The 25125-nt window shown below is 53.1% G+C and carries 21 protein-coding genes; 12 read left to right on the top strand and 9 right to left on the bottom strand.

Annotated elements, in window-relative coordinates; translation table 11 throughout:
- Positions 1 to 112 precede the first annotated feature (112 nt).
- The gene (locus HVX72_RS13605; RefSeq protein ID WP_181821595.1) at positions 113 to 1261 is read left to right on the top strand and encodes an MFS transporter; all 1149 of its coding nucleotides are present in this window, start codon (positions 113 to 115) and stop codon (positions 1259 to 1261) included.
- A 42-nt stretch (positions 1262 to 1303) separates the two neighbouring features.
- Here the strand turns inward: HVX72_RS13605 and HVX72_RS13600 are convergent, their stop codons facing one another.
- From HVX72_RS13600 to HVX72_RS13580, 5 genes are all read right to left on the bottom strand, one after another.
- Entirely contained in the window at positions 1304 to 1741 is a 438-nt protein-coding gene (locus HVX72_RS13600) for a PTS sugar transporter subunit IIA (RefSeq protein WP_181821593.1), read from the bottom strand.
- 75 nt (positions 1742 to 1816) lie between these two features.
- Positions 1817 to 2728: a transketolase C-terminal domain-containing protein gene (locus tag HVX72_RS13595; protein WP_181821591.1), complete on the bottom strand. Its 912-nt coding sequence runs from the start codon at positions 2726 to 2728 to the stop codon at positions 1817 to 1819.
- Positions 2725 to 3525: a transketolase gene (locus HVX72_RS13590; RefSeq protein ID WP_181821589.1), complete on the bottom strand. Its 801-nt coding sequence runs from the start codon at positions 3523 to 3525 to the stop codon at positions 2725 to 2727. The genes HVX72_RS13595 and HVX72_RS13590 overlap by 4 nt, the downstream gene beginning before the upstream one ends.
- Positions 3526 to 3537: 12 nt before the next feature.
- Complete coding sequence (locus HVX72_RS13585; RefSeq protein ID WP_181821587.1) at positions 3538 to 4803, bottom strand: PTS ascorbate transporter subunit IIC; 1266 nt, start codon at positions 4801 to 4803, stop codon at positions 3538 to 3540.
- Between the two features lie 17 nt (positions 4804 to 4820).
- Positions 4821 to 5096, bottom strand: coding sequence for a PTS sugar transporter subunit IIB (locus HVX72_RS13580; RefSeq protein ID WP_181821585.1), 276 nt, complete (start codon positions 5094 to 5096; stop codon positions 4821 to 4823).
- Positions 5097 to 5217: 121 nt separating this feature from the next.
- On the opposite strand from HVX72_RS13580, the gene HVX72_RS13575 reads away from it, so the two are divergent.
- Positions 5218 to 6066 (top strand): MurR/RpiR family transcriptional regulator, encoded by an 849-nt coding sequence (locus tag HVX72_RS13575; RefSeq protein WP_181821583.1) that lies wholly within the window; start codon positions 5218 to 5220, stop codon positions 6064 to 6066.
- 69 nt (positions 6067 to 6135) lie between these two features.
- On the opposite strand, the gene pflA is transcribed toward HVX72_RS13575, so the two are convergent.
- From pflA to ycaO, 4 genes are all read right to left on the bottom strand, one after another.
- Positions 6136 to 6876 (bottom strand): pyruvate formate lyase 1-activating protein, encoded by a 741-nt coding sequence (pflA, locus tag HVX72_RS13570; protein ID WP_042288154.1) that lies wholly within the window; start codon positions 6874 to 6876, stop codon positions 6136 to 6138.
- A 190-nt stretch (positions 6877 to 7066) separates the two neighbouring features.
- Positions 7067 to 9349 (bottom strand): formate C-acetyltransferase, encoded by a 2283-nt coding sequence (gene pflB / locus HVX72_RS13565; RefSeq protein WP_042288152.1) that lies wholly within the window; start codon positions 9347 to 9349, stop codon positions 7067 to 7069.
- A gap of 57 nt (positions 9350 to 9406) precedes the next feature.
- Positions 9407 to 10264, bottom strand: a complete 858-nt coding sequence (focA, locus tag HVX72_RS13560) for a formate transporter FocA (protein ID WP_042288150.1) — start codon at positions 10262 to 10264, stop codon at positions 9407 to 9409.
- 405 nt (positions 10265 to 10669) lie between these two features.
- A complete protein-coding gene (gene ycaO, locus HVX72_RS13555) occupies positions 10670 to 12430 on the bottom strand; it encodes a 30S ribosomal protein S12 methylthiotransferase accessory factor YcaO (protein WP_181821582.1) in 1761 nt (586 codons plus the stop codon).
- A 136-nt stretch (positions 12431 to 12566) separates the two neighbouring features.
- Between ycaO and HVX72_RS13550 the strand changes: the two genes are divergently transcribed.
- The 10 genes from HVX72_RS13550 (at position 12567) to lpxK (ending at position 25116) form a co-directional block, all read left to right on the top strand.
- Positions 12567 to 13259 carry a DUF421 domain-containing protein gene (locus HVX72_RS13550; protein WP_042288148.1) on the top strand — a complete coding sequence of 231 codons (693 nt, stop codon included), beginning with the start codon at positions 12567 to 12569 and terminating at the stop codon, positions 13257 to 13259.
- A gap of 199 nt (positions 13260 to 13458) precedes the next feature.
- Positions 13459 to 14547, top strand: a complete 1089-nt coding sequence (gene serC, locus HVX72_RS13545) for a 3-phosphoserine/phosphohydroxythreonine transaminase (protein ID WP_181821579.1) — start codon at positions 13459 to 13461, stop codon at positions 14545 to 14547.
- 71 nt (positions 14548 to 14618) lie between these two features.
- Entirely contained in the window at positions 14619 to 15902 is a 1284-nt protein-coding gene (gene aroA, locus HVX72_RS13540; RefSeq protein ID WP_181821578.1) for a 3-phosphoshikimate 1-carboxyvinyltransferase, read from the top strand.
- 141 nt (positions 15903 to 16043) lie between these two features.
- Positions 16044 to 16805: a M48 family metallopeptidase gene (locus HVX72_RS13535; protein WP_060569532.1), complete on the top strand. Its 762-nt coding sequence runs from the start codon at positions 16044 to 16046 to the stop codon at positions 16803 to 16805.
- 172 nt (positions 16806 to 16977) lie between these two features.
- Entirely contained in the window at positions 16978 to 17661 is a 684-nt protein-coding gene (gene cmk, locus HVX72_RS13530) for a (d)CMP kinase (RefSeq protein WP_042288138.1), read from the top strand.
- A gap of 113 nt (positions 17662 to 17774) precedes the next feature.
- A complete protein-coding gene (gene rpsA, locus HVX72_RS13525; RefSeq protein WP_042288135.1) occupies positions 17775 to 19448 on the top strand; it encodes a 30S ribosomal protein S1 in 1674 nt (557 codons plus the stop codon).
- 155 nt (positions 19449 to 19603) lie between these two features.
- Complete coding sequence (gene ihfB / locus HVX72_RS13520; protein WP_000167332.1) at positions 19604 to 19888, top strand: integration host factor subunit beta; 285 nt, start codon at positions 19604 to 19606, stop codon at positions 19886 to 19888.
- Positions 19889 to 20092: 204 nt separating this feature from the next.
- Positions 20093 to 22357, top strand: coding sequence for a ComEC family protein (locus HVX72_RS13515; protein WP_181821576.1), 2265 nt, complete (start codon positions 20093 to 20095; stop codon positions 22355 to 22357).
- Positions 22358 to 22393: 36 nt separating this feature from the next.
- The gene (msbA, locus tag HVX72_RS13510) at positions 22394 to 24142 is read left to right on the top strand and encodes a lipid A ABC transporter ATP-binding protein/permease MsbA (protein WP_042288128.1); all 1749 of its coding nucleotides are present in this window, start codon (positions 22394 to 22396) and stop codon (positions 24140 to 24142) included.
- The gene (lpxK, locus tag HVX72_RS13505) at positions 24139 to 25116 is read left to right on the top strand and encodes a tetraacyldisaccharide 4'-kinase (protein WP_181821574.1); all 978 of its coding nucleotides are present in this window, start codon (positions 24139 to 24141) and stop codon (positions 25114 to 25116) included. The genes msbA and lpxK overlap by 4 nt, the downstream gene beginning before the upstream one ends.
- Positions 25117 to 25125 lie beyond the last annotated feature (9 nt).

The raw sequence follows: 25125 nt of genomic DNA, 5'->3' as shown, positions 1-25125 counted from the left end.
AATTGAATCGAACCATAAAAAGGGCCGTCAGGCCGCGGTTTCAGCCGATTGACAATGTTTTTGTTGGTGGCATGATGCGCGTGAAATTTGAACTTCCTCACGGTTTATACTCATGTCCACCTATACCCGGCCCGTCATGCTTTTGCTGTCTGGCCTGCTTTTGTTGACCCTGGCGATCGCGGTGCTGAACACGCTCGTCCCGCTCTGGCTCGCTCAGGAAAACCTGCCGACCTGGCAGGTGGGCATTATCAGTTCGTCTTATTTCACCGGGAATCTGGTGGGTACGTTACTGACGGGCTATTTAATTAAACATCTCGGGTTTAACCGTAGCTATTACCTTGCTTCGCTGATTTTTGCCGCTGGCTGTGTGGGGCTTGGGGTAATGGTCGGATTCTGGAGCTGGCTGGCCTGGCGCTTCGTGGCGGGCGTGGGCTGCGCCATGATCTGGGTGGTAGTGGAAAGTGCGCTGATGTGCAGCGGCACCTCACGCAATCGTGGTCGCCTGCTGGCGGCTTATATGATGGTTTACTACGTGGGGACATTCCTCGGTCAACTGTTGGTCAGCAAAGTGTCCACGGAGCTGATGAATGTGTTGCCGTGGGTAACGGGTATGGTACTGGCGGCGATTTTACCGCTGCTCTTCACGCGTATTCTGAATCAACAGTCGGAAGAACACAGCGCCACACCTGTGACGTCGATGCTCAGGTTGCGTCAGGCGCGTCTGGGGGTGAACGGTTGTATTATCTCCGGAATTGTTCTCGGCTCCCTGTACGGTCTGATGCCGCTGTATTTGAATCACCAGGGGATCAGCAACGCCAGCATCGGTTTCTGGATGGCGGTGCTGGTTAGCGCCGGGATCCTGGGACAGTGGCCGATCGGACGTCTGGCCGATAAGTTTGGTCGCCTGTTGGTTCTGCGCGTTCAGGTCTTCGTGGTGATCCTCGGCAGTATCGCGATGCTCAGCCAGGCCGCGATGGCCCCCGCGTTGTTTATTCTGGGGGCGGCAGGTTTTACCCTCTATCCGGTGGCGATGGCATGGGCATGTGAAAAAGTGGAACAGCATCAGCTTGTGGCGATGAACCAGGCATTGCTGTTGAGCTACACCGTGGGCAGCCTGTTAGGGCCCTCCTTCACCGCGATGTTAATGCAGAATTATTCCGATAATCTGCTGTTTATTATGATTGCCAGCGTCTCGTTTATTTATTTACTGATGCTGCTGCGTAATGCCGGGCACACGCCGAACCCGGTGGCTCACGTTTAATGACGCAGTGATCGCCAGCGGACTTGCTCTGCTGGCGGTCGTTCAGACCGAACCGAGCACAGTGCGCAGCTGCGCCGAACAGGTGATATGAGTCAACTGCTGCAGACGCTCTGCTTCCTCAAGCCAGCAGACCAGTTGCTGAATCTTTTCGATATGACGGGTACTGTCGACGGCAGCCAGCACGACGACCAACCGCACATCGGGGTAACCCGGAAAACACACCGCCTCTTTTACACACAGCAGCGACAGATGCGTTTCATTACTGATTACGCCCTCTTCCGGACGTGCATGGGGCAGGGCAAACTCGGGTGTTAACAGGTACCACGGGCCTTGCTTTTCGGTTTCACGAACGATCGCCTGCGCATAATTAGCTGTCACCAGTCCCTGCTGCTCCAGCGGTGAGCAAGCGAGCATAATGGCCTGTTTCCAGCTGTGGCAACGTACATAAAACTGGCTGGCTACAAAGAGGGGATGCTTCATCGTTAACTCCTTATTCTGCGATGTCGGATGACGACCTTATGACTTCAGGCTGCGCCATCCGACTCGCGAGCTTCCTTAACGCAGTACCTGATACAGCGCCGATGCTGAAATTCCGTACTTCTCTTTTAGCTGGCGACTGTTACCTGACTCCGTGAACGTGTCCCGCGTACCGAGTCGGCTTAAGCGCGTGGGTATGCCTTCCTCAGCCAGCACTTCTGCAACTTGTCCCCCCAGTCCACCCGTTATGCTGTGGTTTTCGATGGTTGCGATGTGCGGACACTCCGCGGTCAGTTGCAGAAAGCGTTCGCGGTTAAAAGGTTTCAGCGTGGCGACATGGATCAGTTTGCCTCGCTTACCCGCTGTGCATAACTGTGCGTAACCTTCACTTGCCTGTTCCAGAACGGTGCCTTCGTAGAGGATCGCAAAATCGTTGCCGGAATCCTCTATAGCGGCTATGTCAGCGATGCGGGGGACGCGAGATTTATCACGGACAGGCATAGGTTCACGCGCGACGCGGATATAAACGGGGCCGTGGATCGTAGCCGCTTGTTCAAACGCTGCCTCAATTTCCTCGGCATCACCCGGCGTCAGAATGGTTATCCCCGGCAGAACCCGCGTCAGCGCCAGGTCTTCCAACGCATGATGCGAAGCGCCGTCAGGCCCATCATCCATGCCGGGATGACTACCAACCAGCTTGATATTGGCGTTGGCATAGCAGGCCTGGCGTAACTGTGTCCAGGCGGTACCGGTGACAAACATCGCAAAATTAACGTAGAACGGAATATTTCCTTCCAGGGCCTGACCGGTAGCGAAACTCATGGCGGAGCCTTCAGCAATGCCCATTTCGAAAAACGCGTCGGGGCAGACCTGCTGAAACTGGTCGGTTCGGGTTGAACTCGCAAGGTCGCTATCGATAACGACAACGGGATAGCCTTTTGCTTTCAGGGCAAGCAGGGCGTTGCCAATCTCGTCGCGGGGTGCTTTCATGACCGTAACTCCTCCATTGCCTGCTGGTATTGTTCTGCCGTCGGGGTTTTAGAGTGCCAGCCCCCGTTGTTTTCCATATAGCTCACGCCGAAGCCTTTAATGGTATGGGCGATGATGGCGACCGGTTTGCCTTTCAAATGACGTGAGAGCAGAAATGTGTCGGCGACCTGATGCATATCGTTGCCATTCTGCAGCTCCAGTACGTGCCAGCCAAACGCGCGAATTTTATCGGCAAGAGGCTCCAGGTTGATCACCTGATTCACCGGATCGTGTGAAGAGAAACCGTTGTAGTCAATGACGGCGACCAGATTATCCATCCGCATATGGGCGGCCTGTTGTAGGGATTCCCAGATCTGGCCTTCGTGCATCTCGCCATCGCCGAGAATGGCGAAGACGCGATGCGGATCCTGGCGGCGTTTTTTTGCCGCAGCCATTCCCAGCGCCACCGACAGGCCCTGACCCAGCAGACCGGTAGTGGCATCGACGTCCGGCAGCGACTTCACGCTTGGATGGCCCTGAAGACGTGAGTTGATCTGGCGAAAGGTGGCAAACTCAGTGCGGGCGATTTTTCCCAACTGATACAGCATGACGTACTGGGCTGCAACGGCATGGCCTTTACTCATCACCACCCTTGCCCGGGGCGTAATATTCAGGTCAATCTCCTGATGATAAAGCCAGGTCAGAATGTCGATAATGGAAAGCGCGCCGCCAGGGTGGCCAATGCCGGATTCATAAATCATGGTCACAATATCGCGACGTGCGGCGCGGGCATGGGACTTCAGTTCATCAATAGTCATATTCACTCCTTATCAGGGCAGCATTTTGCCGATGTAATAGACCACCAGACCAAGCGCAACAAAGTCTGTTTCCGGGAAGCTGGTGCCTGAAAGCCCCACCGATTCCATGATGGGATAGATCAGTGCGGGGCCAATGCCGATGAGAATGCCGGTGATAAAACTGCCTGCCACGGCGCCTTTCCAGCCGCCAGAAGCATTGCCGAACACGGCAGCGGTCGCGCCAATAAAGAAGTAAGGGATCGCGACGGGAATGATCACCGTTTGCCCCACCAGCGCGAGAAGCCCCATCACGACGAGTCCCCCGACAAAAGAAGAGATAAAGCCAAGGACAGTGGCGGTGGGCGCGTAAGGGAACACGACCGGACAGTCGAGCGCTGGTTTCGCGTTGGGAATGAATTTTTCAGAGATCCCGAGAAATGCCGGCACGATTTCTGAGAGCAGCAGGCGAACCCCGGTAATGATGATGTACAGTGAAGCGGTAAACGTCAGCGACTGAAACAGGGGGTAAACCAGCCAGTGCATTCCGCCCGCGACGGCGGACACTGCGCTTTTACCGGCCGCCAGCGCCGCGATGTAATAGAAAATACTGACCGAAATTGAGACGGAGACAATATAGTCTTTAAAAATCCCCAGCCAGCCGGGCAGATTTAGCTTTTCGGTCGACTCTTTCGGATCGCCAACTTTCGAGCCGATCCAGCCCGAGGCGGCATAGGCCAGCGTAACGTAATGCCCCATTGCGATCTCATCATTGCCGGTGATTTTTCGCATCCAGGGCTGTGCAATCGCCGGGTAAATACAGGCGGCCAACCCCAGCAGCACCGACCCGACGATAATCGTAATGCCATCGCTATAGCCCAGCGCTTTCAACGTAACGGTCAGCAACGCTGAGAGGTACAGATTGTGCTGTCCGGTCAGAAAGATATATTTGAAGGGGGTCAGGCGGGCGAAAAGCAGGTTCCAGCCAAAACCAATCACCATAATCAGCGACACGCACATCGCAAACTTGGTTTGCGCCAGTCCGGTTAGCGCTTCTGCCAAAGGCATTACCCCTTTCAACCCAAAACCATCGCTGAACAACGTCTGGAAATTGCCCAAAGAGGTTACCGCCAGTCCGGCCCCACCAGCAAAAACCAGAAAGCCGACAATGGTTTTGAAGGTGCCAGACAGCACTTTTTCGATGGGTTTACGTTGGATTAACAGGCCGATTAATGCAATAAATCCAACTAAGAGTGGGGTTACACCTAAAATGTCGAATACAATAAACCTGAGGAGATCCATATTGCCTCCGAAAGAGGTTAGTTGCTCTGAATTACGCTGGTGAGCGCAGTTTCCATTTCTTCGCTATTCATCAAGTCGGTTATGCCGATTGCTTTGAATCCGGCAGCTTCGATTTCATCGGTGAGGTCGCGCATGGTGATAACAAAGTCAATGCCTTGCCAGGTGGCAAGTCCGGACAATACGTCATGTTCGAGTTCAATATCCCAGCCGTGTTTATCGATGATTTTTTGTGCTTTGATTTTGAGCATCAAAGAACTGCCCATGCCAGTGCGACAGACAATAAGACCCTTCATACGCTTTCTCCTGTTGTGTAAAAATAATTATTTTTCTTGATGATTTAGTGAAAAAAATTATTATCCATTCACCGCATTGAAAGATGTGATTGTGTTTGCATTTTGAGCAAAAAGGCGAAAAATGAGTCAGATTGATACTAACTTGCTGATAAATATCAGAAATGAATCCTCGGGGCTGAGCCCGATTCTGGAAAAGGTGGGCCGTTTTGTGACGGAGAACCCCGATTTTGTGATGCGGCATACCATTACCGAGCTAGCGGATTCCATCGAAACCAGTGAGGGAAGTATCACCCGTTTTTGCCGCGCGTTCGGCTTTAAAGGCTTTTCCGACTTCCGAACGGCACTGGCGCTTGAGCAGGGGGCAACGCGTCCTGATGAACAGGGAAATGAGGAGATCGCGGCTGTGGTGTCGAGTATTCGCGACAGCCACGCCATCCTTAATCAACAAGAGCTGTTTGCTGCCGCTGCGTGGCTTAATACGGTAACCAATGTCGCGATTTACGCCGTTGGCGCTGCCGTACCCGTTGCGCTGTTTTTGCAAATGAACCTGATCAAAATGGGCAAAGCGGCGAGTTTCGTCGATCGTTTTTATCTCGCCACGTCATCCATTATGGTCGACCCGCAGAGTCAGGGGATTATTGTGGTTCATACCGGAGAGTCGTCAGCGGACATGATGCAAGCCCTGACGCTGGCGAAGCAGCAGAATGTGCGAATTCTTTCCCTAACCCGCGGCACGATAGCGCCGTTGAGTCGTCTTTCCGACTGGAATCTGCAGGCGGCGGTGGCGTTGAAAGGGGAAGGTGAGTACGGTTTTGCAGAAATAGCCGGTGCGATGCTTGTTGCAGACCGACTGCTCAATGCCCTGGAAGCGCAGGATGAACGCTATGCTGAGTGTCGCAAAGCGCATCAGAAAAGTATTTTCTCAATTGAAAGCGTGGCGAATAAACTTTCGCAATATTTTATGTCGTAGCCGGGGCGGGCGCGCAGATGGCGCAGCGCTTATCGGGCCTACTGGCGTAGGCCCAAACGCGTCAATGAGTTAGTACATCACTTTATGACCGTACTGCTCCAGAATGCCTTTCACGCGTTCCATGGTCTCTTTTTTCGGCGGTTTTACGCCGTCCAGTTTGTACTCTTCACCCATCGCCACCCATTTGTGCTTGCCTAACTCATGATAGGGCAGCAGCTCGATTTTCTCGACGTTACCCATATCGCGGGTAAACTCGCCCAGGCGATGCGCGGAGTCGTCGTCGTCGGACCAGCCTGGCACCACAACGTAGCGGATCCAGACCTTAACCTCTTTTTTCGCCAGATACCGGGCAAACTCCAGCGTGCGGTGATTTGATACGCCCACCAGGTTCTGGTGGATTTCGTCGTTCATCTGCTTAAGGTCGAGCATCACCAGATCGGTCACTTCCAGCAGTTCATCAATAACCGGATCGTAACGGCGGACAAAGCCGTTGGTGTCCAGGCAGGTATGAATGCCTTCTTTTTTACAGGCGCGGAACCAGTCGCGAACAAATTCCGCCTGCAGGATCGCTTCGCCGCCAGATGCCGTTACGCCGCCGCCAGAAGCATTCATAAAGTGGCGATAGGTCACCACCTCTTTCATCAGTTCTTCAACGGTAACTTCTTTACCGCCGTGGGTATCCCACGTATCGCGGTTATGGCAATACAGGCAGCGCATCAGGCAGCCCTGGAAGAAGGTAATAAAGCGAATGCCCGGGCCGTCAACGGTACCACAGGATTCAAAGGAGTGAATGCGACCAATAACTGACATTGCGGTGTTTCTCCAGATGTGGCCCATCCGGGGCCGTGTTGGCGCACAGCTCATGGGCTGTGTCGAGTCTGTTTTGGCAGATACCCAAAGTATAGATAACTGACAAACCAGGCTGTGAGGCGGGCTATTTGCTAAAAAGGCCCCACTTACGTGGAGCCTTTATTCTACGCTTTTTCAGTCAGACAGGGAATTACATGGTCTGAGTGAAAGTACGGGTGATAACGTCCTGCTGCTGTTCTTTCGTCAGGGAGTTAAAACGTACTGCGTAACCTGATACACGAATGGTCAGCTGCGGATATTTTTCCGGATGTTCCATCGCGTCGAGCAGCATTTCACGGTTCATGACGTTCACGTTCAGGTGCTGACCACCTTCGATGGACGCTTCGTGATGGAAGTAACCATCCATCAGACCCGCCAGGTTAGTTTTACGAACTTCGTCGTCTTTACCCAGTGCGTTCGGTACGATAGAGAAGGTGTAAGAGATACCATCTTTCGCGTAAGCAAACGGCAGTTTAGCCACGGAGGTCAGAGAGGCAACCGCACCTTTCTGGTCACGACCGTGCATCGGGTTAGCACCTGGTCCGAACGGCGCGCCAGCACGACGACCGTCTGGGGTGTTACCGGTTTTCTTACCATACACAACGTTAGAGGTGATGGTCAGCACAGACTGAGTCGGGATAGCGTTACGGTAGGTAGTGAGTTTCTGAATTTTCTTCATGAAACGTTCTACCAGGTCAACCGCCATGTCATCAACGCGAGCGTCGTTGTTACCAAACTGCGGGTATTCGCCTTCGATTTCGAAGTCGATAGCCAGACCGTCTTCGTCACGAATCGGTTTCACTTTCGCATATTTGATAGCAGACAGGGAGTCAGCCGCAACGGACAGACCTGCGATACCGCATGCCATGGTGCGAACCACGTCACGGTCGTGCAGCGCCATCAGAGAGGCTTCGTAGCTGTACTTGTCGTGCATGTAGTGGATAACGTTCAGCGCGGTGACATACTGCTTAGCCAGCCAGTCCATGAAGTGATCCATGCGGTCCATCACTTCGTCAAAGTTCAGAACATCGCCTTTGATCGGTTCAGATTTCGGACCCACCTGCATTTTCAGTTTTTCATCAACGCCGCCGTTGATTGCGTACAGCATGGTTTTCGCCAGGTTTGCACGCGCACCGAAGAACTGCATTTGTTTACCCACAACCATCGGGCTTACGCAGCATGCGATAGCATAGTCGTCGTTGTTGAAGTCCGGACGCATCAGGTCATCGTTCTCGTACTGCAGAGAAGAGGTGTCGATGGACACTTTAGCGGCGAATTTCTTGAAGTTCAGCGGCAGTTTTTCAGACCACAGAACGGTGATGTTCGGCTCCGGAGAAGGCCCCATGGTGTACAGGGTATTCAGGAAGCGGAAGCTGTTTTTGGTAACCAGAGTACGGCCATCTACGCCCATACCACCGATAGATTCTGTTGCCCAGATTGGGTCGCCAGAGAACAGTTCATCATATTCCGGGGTACGCAGGAAGCGAACCATACGCAGTTTCATGACCAGGTGGTCAATCATTTCCTGAGCGTCTTGCTCGGTGATTTTGCCCGCTTTCAGGTCACGTTCAATGTACGCATCCAGGAAGGTGGAGACACGACCGAAGGACATTGCCGCGCCGTTCTGAGACTTAACGGCAGCCAGGTAGCCGAAGTAGGTCCACTGGATAGCTTCCTGAGCGTTGGTAGCCGGACCAGAGATATCGCAGCCGTATTTCGCCGCCATCTCTTTGATCTGACCCAGCGCGCGGTGCTGTTCAGCGATTTCTTCACGCAGACGAATCGTCGCTTCCAGGTTTACGCCATTCTCCAGGTCAGACTGCAGAGAGGTAAACTGCGCGAATTTATCTTTCATCAGGTAGTCGATACCGTACAGCGCAACGCGACGGTAGTCACCGATGATACGACCACGGCCATATGCGTCTGGCAGACCGGTCAGAACACCGGATTTACGGCAACGCAGGATGTCCGGAGTATAAACGTCGAACACGCCCTGGTTGTGCGTTTTACGGTATTCAGTGAAGATTTTTTTCAGCATCGGGTCCAGCTCGCGATTGTACGCTTTGCAGGAACCTTCAACCATTTTGATACCGCCGAACGGGATGATCGCACGTTTCAGCGGCGCTTCAGTCTGCAGACCAACGATTTTCTCAAGGGCTTTGTTAATGTAGCCAGCGTCGTGAGAAGTGATGGTAGAAGCAACAGAGGTGTCAAAGTCAACAGGCGCGTGAGTGCGGTTTTCCTGTTTAACGCCTTCCATTACGCTGTCCCACAGCGCTGTGGTGGCTTCAGTCGCGCCAGCCAGGAAGGACTCGTCACCCTCATACGGAGTGTAGTTTTTCTGGATGAAGTCACGGACGTTTACTTCATTCTGCCAGTCACCTTTGGTAAAACCTTCCCAGGCTGTGGCTAACTTTTCATTAAGCTCGGACATGTAACACCTACCTTCTTAAGTGGATTTTTTATTTACTGCGCAGTGCGAAAATCAGAATTAATGATGATCGTTGCCGCGCAGATAAATGACCCAGTATGTCAACCCGACCAACAAACCGCCGCCGATAATGTTACCGATCGTAACCGGAATCAGGTTATCAGTGATGAAGTTCATCACGGTCAGGTGAGAAAAACTTTCCGGAGTAGACCCAACAGCGGTCCAGAATTCCGGTGTGGCGAAATCACGGATAACAATACCCATCGGGATCATAAACATGTTTGCGATACTGTGCTCAAAACCGCTGGCAACAAACATGGCGACCGGTAAAACCATGATAAACGCTTTATCCATCAGGCTACGACCTGAATAGCTCATCCATACGGCCAGGCACACCATCAGGTTAGCGAGGATGCCGAGACAGACAGCTTCAATAAAAGTATGGTGCATTTTGTGGTCGGCGGTTTGCAGAACATTGAGTCCCCATTGACCATTGGCGGTCATGTACTCGCCGGAAAGCCACATCAATAGCACAAAGAGCAGGCAACCCACCAGGTTACCAAAATAGACATTCAGCCAGTTTTTCGCTAACTGGCCCCAGGTAATACGCCCACTGGCTTTGGCAACAACAATCAAAACGGTGGAGGTAAAGAGGTCAGCGCCGCAAATTACGCAAAGGATCAACCCCAAAGAGAAGCAGATACCGCCAATCAGTTTCGCCATACCAAAGGGCATCGTACCCGTGCCGGTTGTCGCAGTGATATAGAAAACAAAGGCGATGGAGATAAATACACCGGCGGTAATCGCCAGGTAGAAAGTCTTAAGCGGATGTTTCGTTGCTTTATAGACACCTGCTTCCTCGGCCACTTTGGCCATTGCAGCAGGGAGTAAAAGATCAAAAGGGTTGTCAGCTTTCACACTAACTCTCTCTTTATTAAGTCGGCGACGAGATACTAACAAAGCATTATAGATGAGAAATTGATACAGATCATATCTCGCCTGGCTTATAGGCCCGTAAAGCGCATGGTTTTTATGCGATTTCGGCGTAATTTATTGATTATCATAATAAAAATAAATTTTAAAATTTAGCAAATGAGTTGAATTTTTTCCTTCCTGGGTCTGTTGAGCGGTTAATTAATATGGAGTAATTGCCAAATAAAGTAACAAATAGCGGTTGGTAATAGTAATATCAACTACCAATATTTAACCTTGTTATTACATTTATATTTGGCTCTTCAAAAATAAGTAAAACGGGGCACGTAAAGCGCCCCGTAATATAGCTCAGACGATAATTAACGCCTACAGTCAGTAAGCCAATTGCCTTTATTTTGACCAGTATGCGGCTTTTGCGCGCTGCAACTTTTCATACGCTTTCAGCAGAGACTGGTGTGAAGCGAAGGCATGAAGATCGCAATCCACCGGCTGCAGGCCGTAGAAGGCCGCTTCGCCGCTCAGCGCCGCGCTTGCCGCTTCTACCGCATCCGCGCCATACATACGCACAAAGGCGTTCAGGTATTGCAGCGGTTCGCGCTCTTCTTCCTGGGAAAGCAGTAGCAGCGTTTGCAGACAACGATAATAGTTGGCTCGCGCCGGCGTAAAGACGGACGCGTTGAACTCCATTGTCCATTCGGTCCAGATAAGCGCCTGTTCCAGATCGCCGCCCGCCAAAGCCAGCATCGCTTTCAGCTCGCCAATACGCAGGGTATACCAGCCGTTATCCGGACCCGTCGCCAGGCCCAACAGTTCGCGCACGCGGGTAAAGTCATCAAACCCTTCATCATCTAACTGCTCTATAAGACGGAGATACTCTTCTTTATCCCAGTTGCTTCCCGGAAGCGAAAGCAGAGTATCGCGAAGATGCGTTCCCATGCTGTTATTCGCGAGCCACAGATCCTCGGCGGGATAGATGTCAGACATACCCGGTACGATGATACGGCAGGCGTACACACCAAGATGTTCATAATCGGCGATGTAGACCTCTTTATCTTCGGCGTTGAAGATGGCCATTAACGTTGCGAACTCTTCTTCGGTGGTGCCAGAGAAGTTCCAGTCGACGAACGGATAGTCGGCATCCTGCTTGAACAGATCCCAGGAGATCAGACCGCTGGAGTCGATAAAGTGGGTTTCCAGATTGGTGTGCTCGGCCACTTCTTCGTCGTCGAAGGTGGGTGGGGTAAACACATCGAGATCTTTCAGTCCACGGCCCTGCAGCAGTTCGGTCACGGTACGTTCCAGTGCGACGCCGAAATCCGGATGGGCGCCAAAAGAGGCAAAACAGGTGCCGTTAGCCGGGTTGAACAGGACAACGCAGATCACCGGATAGTTGCCGCCCAGCGAGCCGTCATAGGCAAAGATCGGGAAACCTTCCGCTTCCAGTGTCGCAATGGACTCCACCACCGACGGATAGCGCGCCAGTACATCGGCAGGGATCTCCGGCAGACTGATACTTTCGGCAATGATGCGATTTTTCACATAACGCTCAAAGACTTCCGACAGTCCCTGGACTCGCGCTTCATTACGGGTATTACCGGCGGACATACCGTTAGAGACGTACAAATTGCCGATAATGTTCATCGGAATATAGACGGTCTGGTTATCTGACTGGCGAGTAAAAGGCAGGCCGCACACGCCGCGTTCCTCGTTGCCGGACTGGAGATCGATCAACATACTGCCGGTGAGTTCGTTTTCCGGATCGTAGAAAGCGCGCAGACGCGCGTCGAGCAACCCTTCCGGCACGTCGTCACTGTCGTTCAGCGGGAACCATTTTTCGTTAGGGTAATGCACAAACGGGCCGTTGGCGATGGTATTGCCAAGCCAGAAATCGGCAAAGAAATAGTTCGTCGACAGACGCTCAAAATATTCGCCCAGCGCAGAGGCCAGCGCCGCTTTTTTCGTCGCGCCTTTGCCGTTGGTAAAGCACAGCGCGCACTCTTTGTCGCGGATGTGCACCGACCAGACGTTTGGCACCGGATTCAGCCATGAGGCTTCTTCAATATGGAAACCGAGATCGAGCAATTTTTGCTGGAAGCGAGCGATGGAATCTTCCAGGGCGGCGTCTTTGCCGGGAATAAATGTTTGCGTCATGAAAATCACTTTTGTCGTACGGAAAGCGCGCAATGATACGGGTTTTATCTGACTGACGCTATCGCCGCCACGAACGCGGCGGAAATAAAAGTTTTGACTATGCTTTTATGCAGTAAACCACCATAAGAGCAGAGAAATGAAAGCGTTTGATCTACAACGGATGGCACTGGACAAAGTGCCACTGGAATTTTTGGGCGAGGTTGCGTTACGTAGTCTTTATACCTTTGTACTGGTCTATCTGTTTCTTAAGCTGACGGGACGGCGCGGCGTGCGCCAGATGTCGCTTTTTGAAGTGTTGATTATTTTGACGCTGGGCTCCGCGGCAGGGGACGTCGCTTTTTATGATGATGTCCCAATGCTGCCGGTGCTGGTGGTCTTTATCATAATTGCGCTGCTTTACCGGTTGGCGATGTGGCTGATGGCGCGTAGTGAAAGGATTGGCGATTTACTGGAGGGGAAACCGGTCGTCATCATTGAAGATGGCGAGCTGGCATGGTCCAAACTGAATCATGCCAATATGACGGAGTTTGAGTTCTTTATGGAACTGCGTCTGAATGGCGTAGAGCAGCTTGGCCAGGTGCGGCTGGCGATACTGGAAACCAACGGGCAAATCAGCGTCTATTTCTTTGAAGAAGAAAAGATAAAACCCGGTCTGAGCATTTTGCCTAAATATTGCACCGAGCGATTTCATGTCGTTCCCGAAACGGGAGATTACGCCTGCGTGCGTTGCAGCGAAGTCATTACCCTTAACGCTGGCGACAGGCAAGATTGTCCGCGCTGCAAGAATCCAGAATGGTCGAAGGCCAGTCGGGCAAAAAGGGTGCTCTGACAGCAAAAATATCGGTCATTCGCCATCAATCCGACAGATTGTGTTGTGTGAGCGAACACTCATTTTCACCGCGCCGATTATTACCCGTTGCGGCGCGTATCACTGAATGATAAAACCAATATCCACAGGAATAACGTAAACCCACTCTTTGCGCTTCGTCAGAGCGTGGATGAATAACAATGCAACGTGGTGAGGGGAAATGGCTCAGGTTTTCAATTTTAGTTCAGGCCCGGCAATGTTACCGGCAGACGTGCTCAAACAGGCTCAACAGGAACTGTGCGACTGGAACGGTCTTGGCACCTCCGTCATGGAGGTGAGCCACCGCGGTAAAGAATTTATCCAGGTCGCAGCGGAAGCGGAACAGGATTTTCGCGATCTCCTCAACATCCCTTCCAATTATAAAGTTCTGTTCTGTCACGGCGGCGGACGTGGGCAGTTTGCGGCTATTCCGCTGAATATTTTGGGAAATAAAACCACCGCAGACTACGTGGACGCCGGTTACTGGGCGGCCAGCGCGGTAAAAGAAGCGAAAAAATACTGCACCCCAAACGTGATTGATGCCAAAGTCACCGTGGACGGACTGCGCGCGGTCAAGCCGATGAGCGAATGGCAACTCTCGGATAACGCGGCGTATATGCACTACTGCCCGAACGAAACCATCGACGGCATTGCCATTAATGAAACGCCGAATTTTGCCTCCGATGTGGTCGTGACGGCTGATTTCTCCTCAACGATTCTTTCGGCGCCGTTAGACGTTTCCCGCTACGGCGTTATCTATTCAGGCGCGCAGAAAAACATCGGACCTGCCGGGTTGACGATTGTGATCGTTCGCGAAGACCTGTTAGGAAAAGCGCACACCAGTTGCCCGTCGATCCTCGACTACACCGTTCTGAGCGATAACGACTCAATGTTTAATACGCCACCAACTTTTGCCTGGTATCTTTCCGGCCTGGTATTTAAATGGCTGAAGGCGAATGGCGGCGTCGACGCGATGCATAAAATCAATCAACAGAAAGCCGAACTGCTGTATGGCGTGATTGATAACAGCGATTTCTACCGCAACGATGTGGCGAAAGCCAACCGTTCCCGCATGAACGTACCGTTCCAACTGGCGGACAGCGCGCTGGACAAACTGTTCCTTGAAGAGTCTTTTGCGGCAGGTCTTCACGCGCTGAAAGGCCACCGTGTGGTGGGGGGAATGCGTGCGTCCATTTATAACGCGATGCCGCTGGAAGGCGTCAAAGCCCTGACCGACTTTATGGTCGATTTCGAACGTCGTCACGGCTAAAAAAGTGTGGCGTTTCATCCCCACAGCGTCGTCTGTGGGGTTTTTATTTTTGTTTTTTGAGAGTTGAGTACATGGAATCCCTGACGTTACAACCCATCGCGCGGGTCGATGGCACCATTAATCTGCCTGGCTCTAAGAGCGTGTCTAACCGCGCTTTGCTCCTGGCGGCGTTAGCCCATGGCACCACCGTTCTGACCAACCTGTTAGACAGCGATGATGTGCGCCATATGCTCAATGCGCTGAGCGCGTTGGGGATCAATTACACCCTTTCTGCGGATCGCACCCGTTGCGAAATCACCGGCAATGGTGGTCCGCTACAGGCTACCGGCGCACTGGAGCTGTTTCTGGGCAACGCCGGAACGGCCATGCGTCCGCTTGCTGCAGCGCTTTGCCTCGGTACAAACGACATTGTGCTGACCGGCGAGCCGCGTATGAAAGAGCGACCAATTGGTCATCTGGTTGATGCGCTGTGTCAGGGCGGGGCCTGTATTGACTATCTGGAGCAGGAAAACTATCCGCCGCTTCGTCTGCGCGGTGGCTTTACCGGCGGTCAGGTTGAGGTTGATGGCAGCGTTTCCAGCCAGTTTTTGACCGCACTGTTAATGACGGCCCCTCTGGCGTCGCAGGAAACCATTATCAGCATTAAAGGCGAGCTGGTGTCGAAGCCGTATATCGACATTACGTTAAATCTGATGAAAACCTTCGGCGTGGAAATTGAAAACCATCACTATCAGCGTTTTGTCGTGAAGGGCCGTCAGCAATACCAGTCTCCCGGTGTTTACCTGGTCGAAGGCGATGCTTCATCCGCCTCTTATTTCCTTGCCGCGGGAGCCATTAAAGGCGGGACGGTAAAGGTGACCGGTATTGGCCGCAAAAGTATGCAGGGGGACATTCGCTTCGCGGATGTGCTGGAAAAAATGGGGGCGACACTGACCTGGGGCGATGATTTTATTGCCTGTACTCGCGGTGAGCTAAATGCCGTTGATATGGACATGAACCACATTCCCGATGCGGCAATGACCATTGCGACGGCGGCGCTGTTTGCTAAAGGTACGACCACGCTTCGTAACATCTATAACTGGCGCGTCAAAGAGACTGACCGTCTGTTTGCGATGGCGACCGAGTTGCGTAAAGTAGGGGCGGAAGTGGAAGAGGGGCGCGACTATATTCGCATCACCCCGCCAGCGAAATTACAGTTTGCTGAAATTGGCACCTATAACGATCACCGTATGGCGATGTGTTTTTCGCTGGTGGCGTTATCCGACACGCCGGTGACCATTCTTGATCCGAAATGTACCGCTAAAACCTTCCCGGATTATTTCGAGCAGTTGGCGCGTATTAGCACTCCCGCCTGATTATCTTTCGCGCCAGCCTTTGCGCTGGCGCGCTTGCGTCCGCTTTCGTACTTTATTTACCCTTATCGCTAATGCTACCTTTCTCTCGACTTAACCTCTTGATTTATATCTTTTTATTATAAATATCATTGGAAGATTAGCATGAAAAATAAATCATTGCTGCTGGCGGTGGCGATTTCCGCTACGTTAATGGCTGGCTGTAAAAATGGCGTCAACGGCGATCTACTCGCCAGTTCCGGCGTCGCTGCTTACAAAGCGGCGACGCTTTCGGATGCGGACGTCAAAGCGCTGTCTGCTGAGTCCTGCAAACAGATGGACAGTGAAAATAAACTGGCGGGTTCTAAGAGCAAATACACGAAGCGGCTAAATAAAATCGCGAAAGCGCTGGGCAACAACATTGACGGCACGCCGGTATCTTACAAGGTATATATGACCCGTGAGATCAACGCATGGGCAATGGCGAACGGCTGTGTTCGCGTCTATTCAGGCCTGATGGATCTGATGACCGATAACGAAATCGAAGGCGTTCTGGGGCATGAGTTAGGCCACGTCTCGTTAGGGCATTCCCGTAAGGCCATGCAAACGGCCTATGCAACGTTGGCGGCCCGTGACGCCCTCTCCGCTACCAGCGGAGTGGCGTCCAAACTGTCGCAGTCTCAACTCGGCGACCTGGCCGAAGGGGTAATCAACTCTTCGTTCTCCCGCAGCCAGGAATCGGATGCTGATGATTTCTCCTATGACCTGCTGAAAAAACGCGGCATAAATACCCAGGGACTGGTCACCGCATTCGATAAATTCGCCACCATGGACGCGGGGCATGCGAAATCATTGATGGACTCCCACCCCGCCTCAGCCGATCGCGCTCAGCACATGCGCGACCGTATTGCCGCCGACAAAAAGTAAAACATTGTCATCTTTTGGGCTGGTTATGCGCCAGCCCGCTATAATTGCGCAATTATTCTTCATCTGAATACAGACGATTCGGGTTTTTGCACACAACGTTAACGATTGTGGGCGTTGGCGCGTATAATGCGCGGCGTTTACGTTAACGGTGTGCCTGTTTAAGGAGAGAAAGATGACGGCAATTGCCCCGGTAATTACCATTGATGGCCCAAGTGGTGCAGGAAAGGGCACCTTGTGCAAGGCAATGGCGGAAGCATTGCAATGGCATCTGCTGGACTCTGGTGCTATCTATCGCGTGTTAGCGCTGGCGGCGCTGCATCATCATGTCGATGTCGCCTCTGAAGATGCGCTGGTTCCGTTGGCGACCCATCTTGATGTGCGCTTTGTCTCAACCAACGGAAATCTGGAAGTGATTCTCGAAGGCGAAGATGTGAGCGGTGAAATTCGTACGCAGGAAGTGGCGAACGCTGCGTCACAGGTCGCCGCCTTTCCACGCGTACGTGAAGCGCTGTTGCGTCGTCAACGCGCCTTCCGTGAGTTGCCTGGCCTGATCGCGGACGGACGGGATATGGGGACGGTGGTTTTTCCGGACGCGCCGGTGAAAATCTTCCTTGACGCCTCCTCTGAAGAACGTGCGCATCGCCGTATGCTACAGTTGCAGGAAAAGGGCTTTAGTGTTAACTTTGAACGCCTTTTGGCCGAGATCAAAGAACGCGACGATCGCGACCGAAACCGTGCTGTAGCGCCGTTAGTTCCCGCTGCTGATGCTTTAGTTTTAGATTCAACCCGATTAAGCATTGAGCAAGTGATTGAAAAAGCGCTACAATACGCGCGCCAAAAACTGGCACTCGCTTAAAAGCGACCGAATTTGCAGTACCCCCGTTGCAATGGAATGACAGCGGGTATGTTAAACAACCCCATCCGGCATGGAGTCAGATGGACGTTAAATATGAAACCTGAAGATTAAACATGACTGAATCTTTTGCTCAACTGTTTGAAGAATCCTTAAAAGAAATCGAAACCCGTCCGGGTTCCATCGTTCGCGGTGTTGTTGTTGCTATCGACAAAGACGTAGTACTGGTTGACGCTGGTCTGAAATCTGAGTCCGCCATCCCGGCTGAGCAGTTCAAAAACGCCCAGGGCGAGCTGGAAATCCAGGTGGGTGACGAAGTTGACGTTGCTCTGGATGCAGTAGAAGACGGCTTCGGTGAAACCCTGCTGTCCCGTGAGAAAGCTAAACGTCACGAAGCATGGATCACGCTGGAAAAAGCTTACGAAGATGCTGAAACTGTTACCGGTGTTATCAACGGCAAAGTTAAGGGCGGCTTCACTGTTGAGCTGAACGGTATTCGTGCGTTCCTGCCAGGTTCCCTGGTAGACGTTCGTCCGGTGCGCGACACGCTGCACCTGGAAGGCAAAGAGCTTGAGTTCAAAGTCATCAAGCTGGATCAGAAGCGCAACAACGTTGTTGTTTCTCGTCGTGCCGTTATCGAATCCGAAAACAGCGCAGAGCGCGATCAGCTGCTGGAAAACCTGCAGGAAGGCATGGAAGTTAAAGGTATCGTTAAGAACCTCACTGACTACGGTGCATTCGTTGATCTGGGTGGCGTTGACGGCCTGCTGCACATCACCGATATGGCCTGGAAACGCGTTAAGCATCCGAGCGAAATCGTAAACGTTGGCGACGAAATCACTGTTAAAGTGCTGAAGTTCGACCGCGAGCGTACCCGTGTATCCCTGGGCCTGAAACAGCTGGGCGAAGATCCGTGGGTTGCTATCGCTAAGCGTTACCCGGAAGGTACCAAACTGACCGGTCGCGTGACCAACCTGACCGACTACGGTTGCTTCGTTGAAATCGAAGAAGGCGTTGAAGGCCTGGTACACGTTTCCGAAATGGACTGGACCAACAAAAACATCCACCCGTCCAAAGTTGTTAACGTTGGCGACGTAGTGGAAGTGATGGTTCTGGATATCGACGAAGAACGTCGTCGTATCTCCCTGGGTCTGAAGCAGTGCAAATCTAACCCGTGGCAGCAGTTTGCGGAAACCCACAACAAGGGCGACCGTGTTGAAGGTAAAATCAAGTCTATCACTGACTTCGGTATCTTCATCGGCCTGGACGGCGGCATCGACGGCCTGGTTCACCTGTCTGACATCTCCTGGAACGTTGCAGGCGAAGAAGCAGTACGTGAATACAAAAAAGGCGACGAAATCGCAGCCGTTGTTCTGCAGGTTGACGCAGAGCGCGAGCGTATCTCTCTGGGCGTTAAACAGCTGGCAGAAGATCCGTTCAACAACTGGGTTGCACTGAACAAGAAAGGCGCAATCGTAAACGGTAAAGTGACTGCAGTTGACGCGAAAGGCGCAACCGTAGAACTGGCTGACGGCGTTGAAGGTTACCTGCGCGCTTCTGAAGCTTCCCGTGACCGCGTTGAAGATGCAACACTGGTTCTGAGCGTAGGCGACGACGTTGAAGCCAAATTCACCGGCGTTGACCGTAAGAACCGTGCAATCAGCCTGTCTGTTCGTGCGAAAGACGAAGCTGATGAGAAAGATGCCATCGCAACTGTTAACAAACAGGAAGATGCAAACTTCTCTAACAACGCAATGGCTGAAGCATTCAAAGCAGCTAAAGGCGAGTAATTCTTTGAAACTTCGGGATGTTTCATCGCGAAGTCAGATGAGATTACTTGACAGATTACAGGATTCGTTCTGTAATCAATGACAAAGGGCGGCTACGGCCGCCCTTAATCAATGCAACAGCAGCGCTTATATGCCTTATAGGAACCGGAGGAATCATGACCAAGTCAGAATTGATTGAAAGACTTGCAACCCAGCAATCTCATATTCCCGCAAAAGCGGTTGAAGATGCAGTTAAAGAGATGCTGGAACATATGGCCTCGACTCTTGCGCAGGGCGAGCGTATTGAAATCCGCGGTTTCGGCAGCTTCTCTTTGCACTATCGCGCACCACGAACCGGGCGTAACCCGAAGACTGGCGATAAAGTCGAGCTGGAAGGAAAATACGTTCCGCACTTTAAGCCAGGTAAAGAACTGCGCGATCGCGCCAATATTTACGGTTAAGTTTCCTCAAAACGTAACCTGCGAAAAAGCACCTTTCTGGTGCTTTTTTCATTTCTGACGCTCCATTCTGGAAGACGCCCCGCAATAAATTTGGCGGTTTACAACACGGTGATAAAAACGCTGGAAACCGCATCGTAAAGCCTGCCATTACCGCCTGACAGACCGTTGGCTAACCTGCACACTTCCGCTCACACGGAGGTGTTCATGAAAATCACGACGGTCAGCCTGTGCGCGCTATGCGGTATTTTCCCTTTGCTTTTCTTACCGGCTTTGCCTGATACGCTTTGGCTTGTCAGTCTTTTGGCGCTGGCCTGTTCGCTAACGCTTTTCTCCGGCAAATGGATGCAGCTTGCCGGGCTGGTTCTGTTGTTTTTTCTGTGGGGCGTTTTCGCGGCTAAACAGTCGCTTTGGGCCGGAAACACGCTGCCGGTAAAAAGTCAGGACGCCATTATCGAGCTGACCGCGACGGATAACATCACAACACACGCCGGACGCATCACTCATCTGGCAGGGCGTCGTCTTTTTCCTGCGGTGGGTATCGTTCTTTATGGGCAGTATTTGCCGTCTGAACCCTGTGCAGGGCAGCGCTGGGCGATGACGATTAGGATCAGGGCTGTTCACGGGCAGTTAAATGACGGGGGATTTGACAGCCAGCGCTACGCCCTGGCACAGCATCAACCGCTCACAGGCCGTTTTCTGCAGGCAAAAATCCTGGACGGGGAATGCAGTTGGCGAGCCAGATATCTCGCATCACTGAAAGCCAGGCTGGCGGAGTATCCGTGGCAGCAGGTGATAGTCGGTCTGGGGATGGGGGAACGTCTGGCGATCACGAAAGAGGTGAAAAACATCCTTCGCGATACCGGCACCGCCCATCTGATGGCGATTTCCGGGCTGCATATTGCCTTAATGGCTCTGCTCGTCAGTGGATTGCTTCGTGGCGTTCAGTTTCTGCTGCCGGTGCGCTGGATCCACTGGCAGCATCCGCTTATCGGCGGGCTGCTCGGCGCCATATTCTACGCCTGGCTAACCGGTCTTCAGCCGCCCGCGCTGCGTACCATTATTGCGCTATTTGTCTGGACGGCGCTAAAGCTGAGTGGACGGCAGTGGAGCGGATGGGCCGTCTGGTGCTGTTGTCTGGCGGCGATTGTTATTTGCGATCCGTTGGCGGTGCTCTCCCAGAGCCTGTGGCTTTCCGCTTTCGCCGTTGCGGCCCTGCTGTTCTGGTATCAATGGTTTCCCTGTCCGGAGTGGACGTTACCGCGGGCAGGGCGTTTATTGGTCGAGCTGGCCCATTTACAGTTGGGGATGACGCTGTTGCTTTTGCCGCTGCAAATCGCGTTGTTTCACGGCCTTAGCCTGACCTCTTTTGCGGCGAATTTATTCGCCGTGCCGCTGGTAACGTTTATTAGCGTACCGCTGATCCTCGCAGGAATGGTGGCACACGTCAGCGGGCCGTTAGTGGTTGAGTCTGTACTGTGGTATCTGGCCGATCGCTCGCTTGCCGCCGTGTTCTGGGCGTTAACCCAATTGCCGAAAGGGTGGATAGCGGTAGATGCGCGCTGGCAGTGGCTGGTTTTCGCTCCCTGGCTGATGCTTGTTGGCTGGCGGTTTAATGCCTTACGGGTGCTACCCGGACTCTGCCTGGCAACGCTTGCCCTGCTCAGTTGGCCTTTCTGGAGCCCGCCGCGTACCGATACGTGGCAGGCGCATATGCTGGATGTTGGACAAGGATTGTCGGTAGTTATCGCGCGTAACGGCAAAGCGCTGTTGTACGACACCGGGCTGGCCTGGCCTGAAGGGGACAGCGCGCAACACATTATTATTCCGTGGCTACGCTGGCATCATCTGGAGCCAGAAGGGATTATTCTCAGCCATGAACATCTTGATCACCGGGGTGGGCTAGACTCTATGCTGAGCGCCTGGCCCGGGCTTTGGGTCCGCAGTCCGTTAGGCTGGCGAAATCATTTACCGTGTTATCGCGGTGAGGTCTGGTATTGGCAGGGATTGCGTTTCAGCGCGCACTGGCCGTTAAAAGGCGATCGCGGCAAGGGCAATAATCACTCCTGTGTGGTGAAAATCGACGATGGTCGCCACAGCCTACTGTTGACGGGCGACATAGAGACGCCAGCTGAGCAACGGATGCTGAGTCATTACTGGCAGCATCTGTCGGCTACGATTATTCAGGTGCCGCATCATGGCAGCAATACGTCCTCTTCGCTGGCACTCATACAGCGGGTTAATGGCGAGATGGCGCTGGCCTCGGCATCGCGTTATAACGCCTGGCGGTTACCGTCATGGAAGGTCAGACAGCGCTATCAGCAGCAGGGGTACCAGTGGCGCGATACCCCGCATCAGGGGCAAATTTCGCTGGATTTCTCCGCACAGGGCTGGCGCATAAGCAGCCTACGGGAGCAAATTTTACCGCGTTGGTATCATCAGTGGTTTGGCGTGTCAGGCGATAACGGGTAGAATATGCGGCTATTTCAACAAATGCTGGTTTTTTGAATGCATAACGATAAAGATCTCTCTACGTGGCAGACGTTTCGCCGACTGTGGCCTACCATTGCGCCTTTCAAAGCGGGTCTGATCGTGGCGGGTGTGGCGTTAATCCTCAACGCGGCCAGCGATACCTTCATGTTATCGCTCCTCAAACCTTTACTTGATGAAGGTTTTGGTAAAACCGATCGCTCAGTGCTGCTCTGGATGCCGCTGGTGGTCATTGGGCTGATGATATTACGTGGTATTACCAGCTATATCTCCAGTTACTGCATCTCCTGGGTATCGGGCAAAGTGGTGATGACCATGCGTCGTCGTTTGTTTGGTCATATGATGGGGATGCCCGTCGCCTTCTTCGATAAGCAATCTACCGGGACACTGCTCTCCCGCATCACCTATGATTCTGAACAGGTGGCTTCCTCGTCCTCCAGCGCGTTGATTACCGTTGTGCGCGAAGGCGCGTCGATAATCGGCCTGTTTGCCATGATGTTCTATTACAGCTGGCAACTGTCGATTATCCTCGTGGTGCTGGCGCCGATTGTGTCGATTGCGATCCGCGTGGTATCAAAGCGTTTTCGCGCCATCAGTAAAAACATGCAGAACACGATGGGGCAGGTCACGACCAGCGCCGAGCAAATGCTGAAGGGACACAAAGAAGTCCTGATCTTTGGCGGCCAGGAAGTTGAGACCAAACGCTTTGATAAGGTGAGCAACAAAATGCGTCTGCAGGGGATGAAAATGGTCTCCGCGTCGTCTATTTCTGACCCCATCATCCAGCTTATCGCCTCGCTGGCGCTGGCGTTTGTGTTGTATGCGGCTAGCTTCCCGAGCGTTATGGAGAGCCTGACGGCGGGGACCATTACCGTTGTCTTTTCGGCAATGATCGCCCTGATGCGTCCGCTGAAATCTCTGACTAACGTCAACGCCCAGTTCCAGCGCGGTATGGCGGCGTGTCAGACTCTGTTTGCGATTCTCGACAGCGAACAGGAAAAAGATGACGGTAAACGCGTTATTGAACGCGCCAGCGGCGATCTGGAATTCCGCAATGTTACCTTTACCTATCCGGGACGCGAAGTGCCCGCGCTGCGCAACATCAACCTGAAAATTCCGGCGGGGAAGACGGTCGCGCTGGTGGGGCGCTCTGGCTCCGGTAAGTCGACGATCGCCAGTCTGATTACGCGTTTCTACGACATCGATGAAGGCGAAATCCTGATGGATGGTCACGATCTGCGTGACTATACGCTGGCGTCCCTGCGTAATCAGGTTGCGCTGGTGTCGCAGAATGTGCATCTGTTCAACGATACGGTAGCCAACAATATTGCCTATGCGCGTAACGAGCATTACACCCGTGAGCAGATCGAAGAGGCTGCTCGCATGGCTTACGCAATGGATTTCATCAATAAGATGGATAATGGCCTCGATACCATCATCGGAGAAAACGGCGTGCTGCTCTCCGGCGGTCAACGTCAGCGTATCGCCATTGCGCGCGCGCTGTTGCGTGACAGCCCAATCCTGATTCTGGATGAAGCGACGTCGGCGCTTGATACCGAATCTGAGCGCGCCATCCAGGCGGCGCTGGACGAGTTGCAGAAAAACCGCACATCGCTGGTGATTGCGCATCGCCTTTCTACCATTGAACAGGCTGATGAAATTGTGGTGGTGGAAGACGGCGTGATCGTAGAACGCGGGACGCATAGCGAACTGCTGGCGCACCATGGCGTCTATGCGCAGCTACACAAAATGCAGTTTGGTCAATGATCGCACGCATCTGGTCCGGTGAATCGCCTCTGTGGCGGCTACTCCTGCCGCTCTCCTGGCTGTATGGCCTGGTGAGCGGGGCGATTCGTCTGTGCTATCGGCTGGGCATCAAACGCGCCTGGCGCGCCCCGGTGCCGGTTGTTGTGGTGGGAAACCTGACGGCAGGCGGTAACGGCAAAACGCCGGTGGTGATCTGGCTGGTGGAGCAGCTTCAGCGACGTGGACTGCGCGTTGGTGTTGTTTCGCGAGGCTACGGCGGCAAAGCGGCTGCCTATCCCCTGTTGTTGAGCGCTGAAACCACTACGGCCGAGGCGGGTGATGAACCCGTGCTGATTTATCAGCGTACCGGGGCGCCGGTTGCCGTATCGCCTCATCGCCCGGAGGCGGTTCAGGCGATACTGGCGCAGCATGACGTCCAGATTATCGTGACTGACGATGGTTTGCAGCACTATCGTCTGGCGCGCGATGTTGAGATCGTGGTGATTGACGGCGTTCGTCGCTTCGGTAACGGCTGGTGGTTACCGGCAGGGCCGATGCGTGAACGTGCAGGCCGTCTGAAAACCGTTGATGCGACGATTGTTAATGGCGGTGTGCCGCAGCCGGGAGAAATTCCAATGCGTCTGGATCCGGGGCTGGCGGTAAATTTGCGCACTGGCGAGCGGCGTAACGTCGCGCAGTTACACAATGTCGTTGCGATGGCAGGCATTGGTCATCCGCCACGTTTTTTCGCCACGCTTGAAGCCTGCGGCGTGCAGCCGCAAAAGTGTGTCGCACTGGCGGATCACCAGGCGTTGCGCGCGCGTGACGTACAGGCATTGCTGAATGCAGAGCAAACGCTGATCATGACGGAAAAAGATGCCGTGAAGTGTCGCGCGTTTGCTGAAGATAACTGGTGGTATCTCCCTGTCGATGCGCATTTGTCGGGGAACAAACCTGAAGCGTTACTTGAAAAGCTGATCTCGCTGGCGCGTTAGCATTCTGAC

Source organism: Citrobacter sp. RHB21-C05 (assembly GCF_013889015.1).
GTDB classification, from domain to species: Bacteria; Pseudomonadota; Gammaproteobacteria; order Enterobacterales; family Enterobacteriaceae; genus Citrobacter_A; species Citrobacter_A sedlakii.
This window is presented reverse-complemented; position numbering and strand designations above follow the sequence as displayed.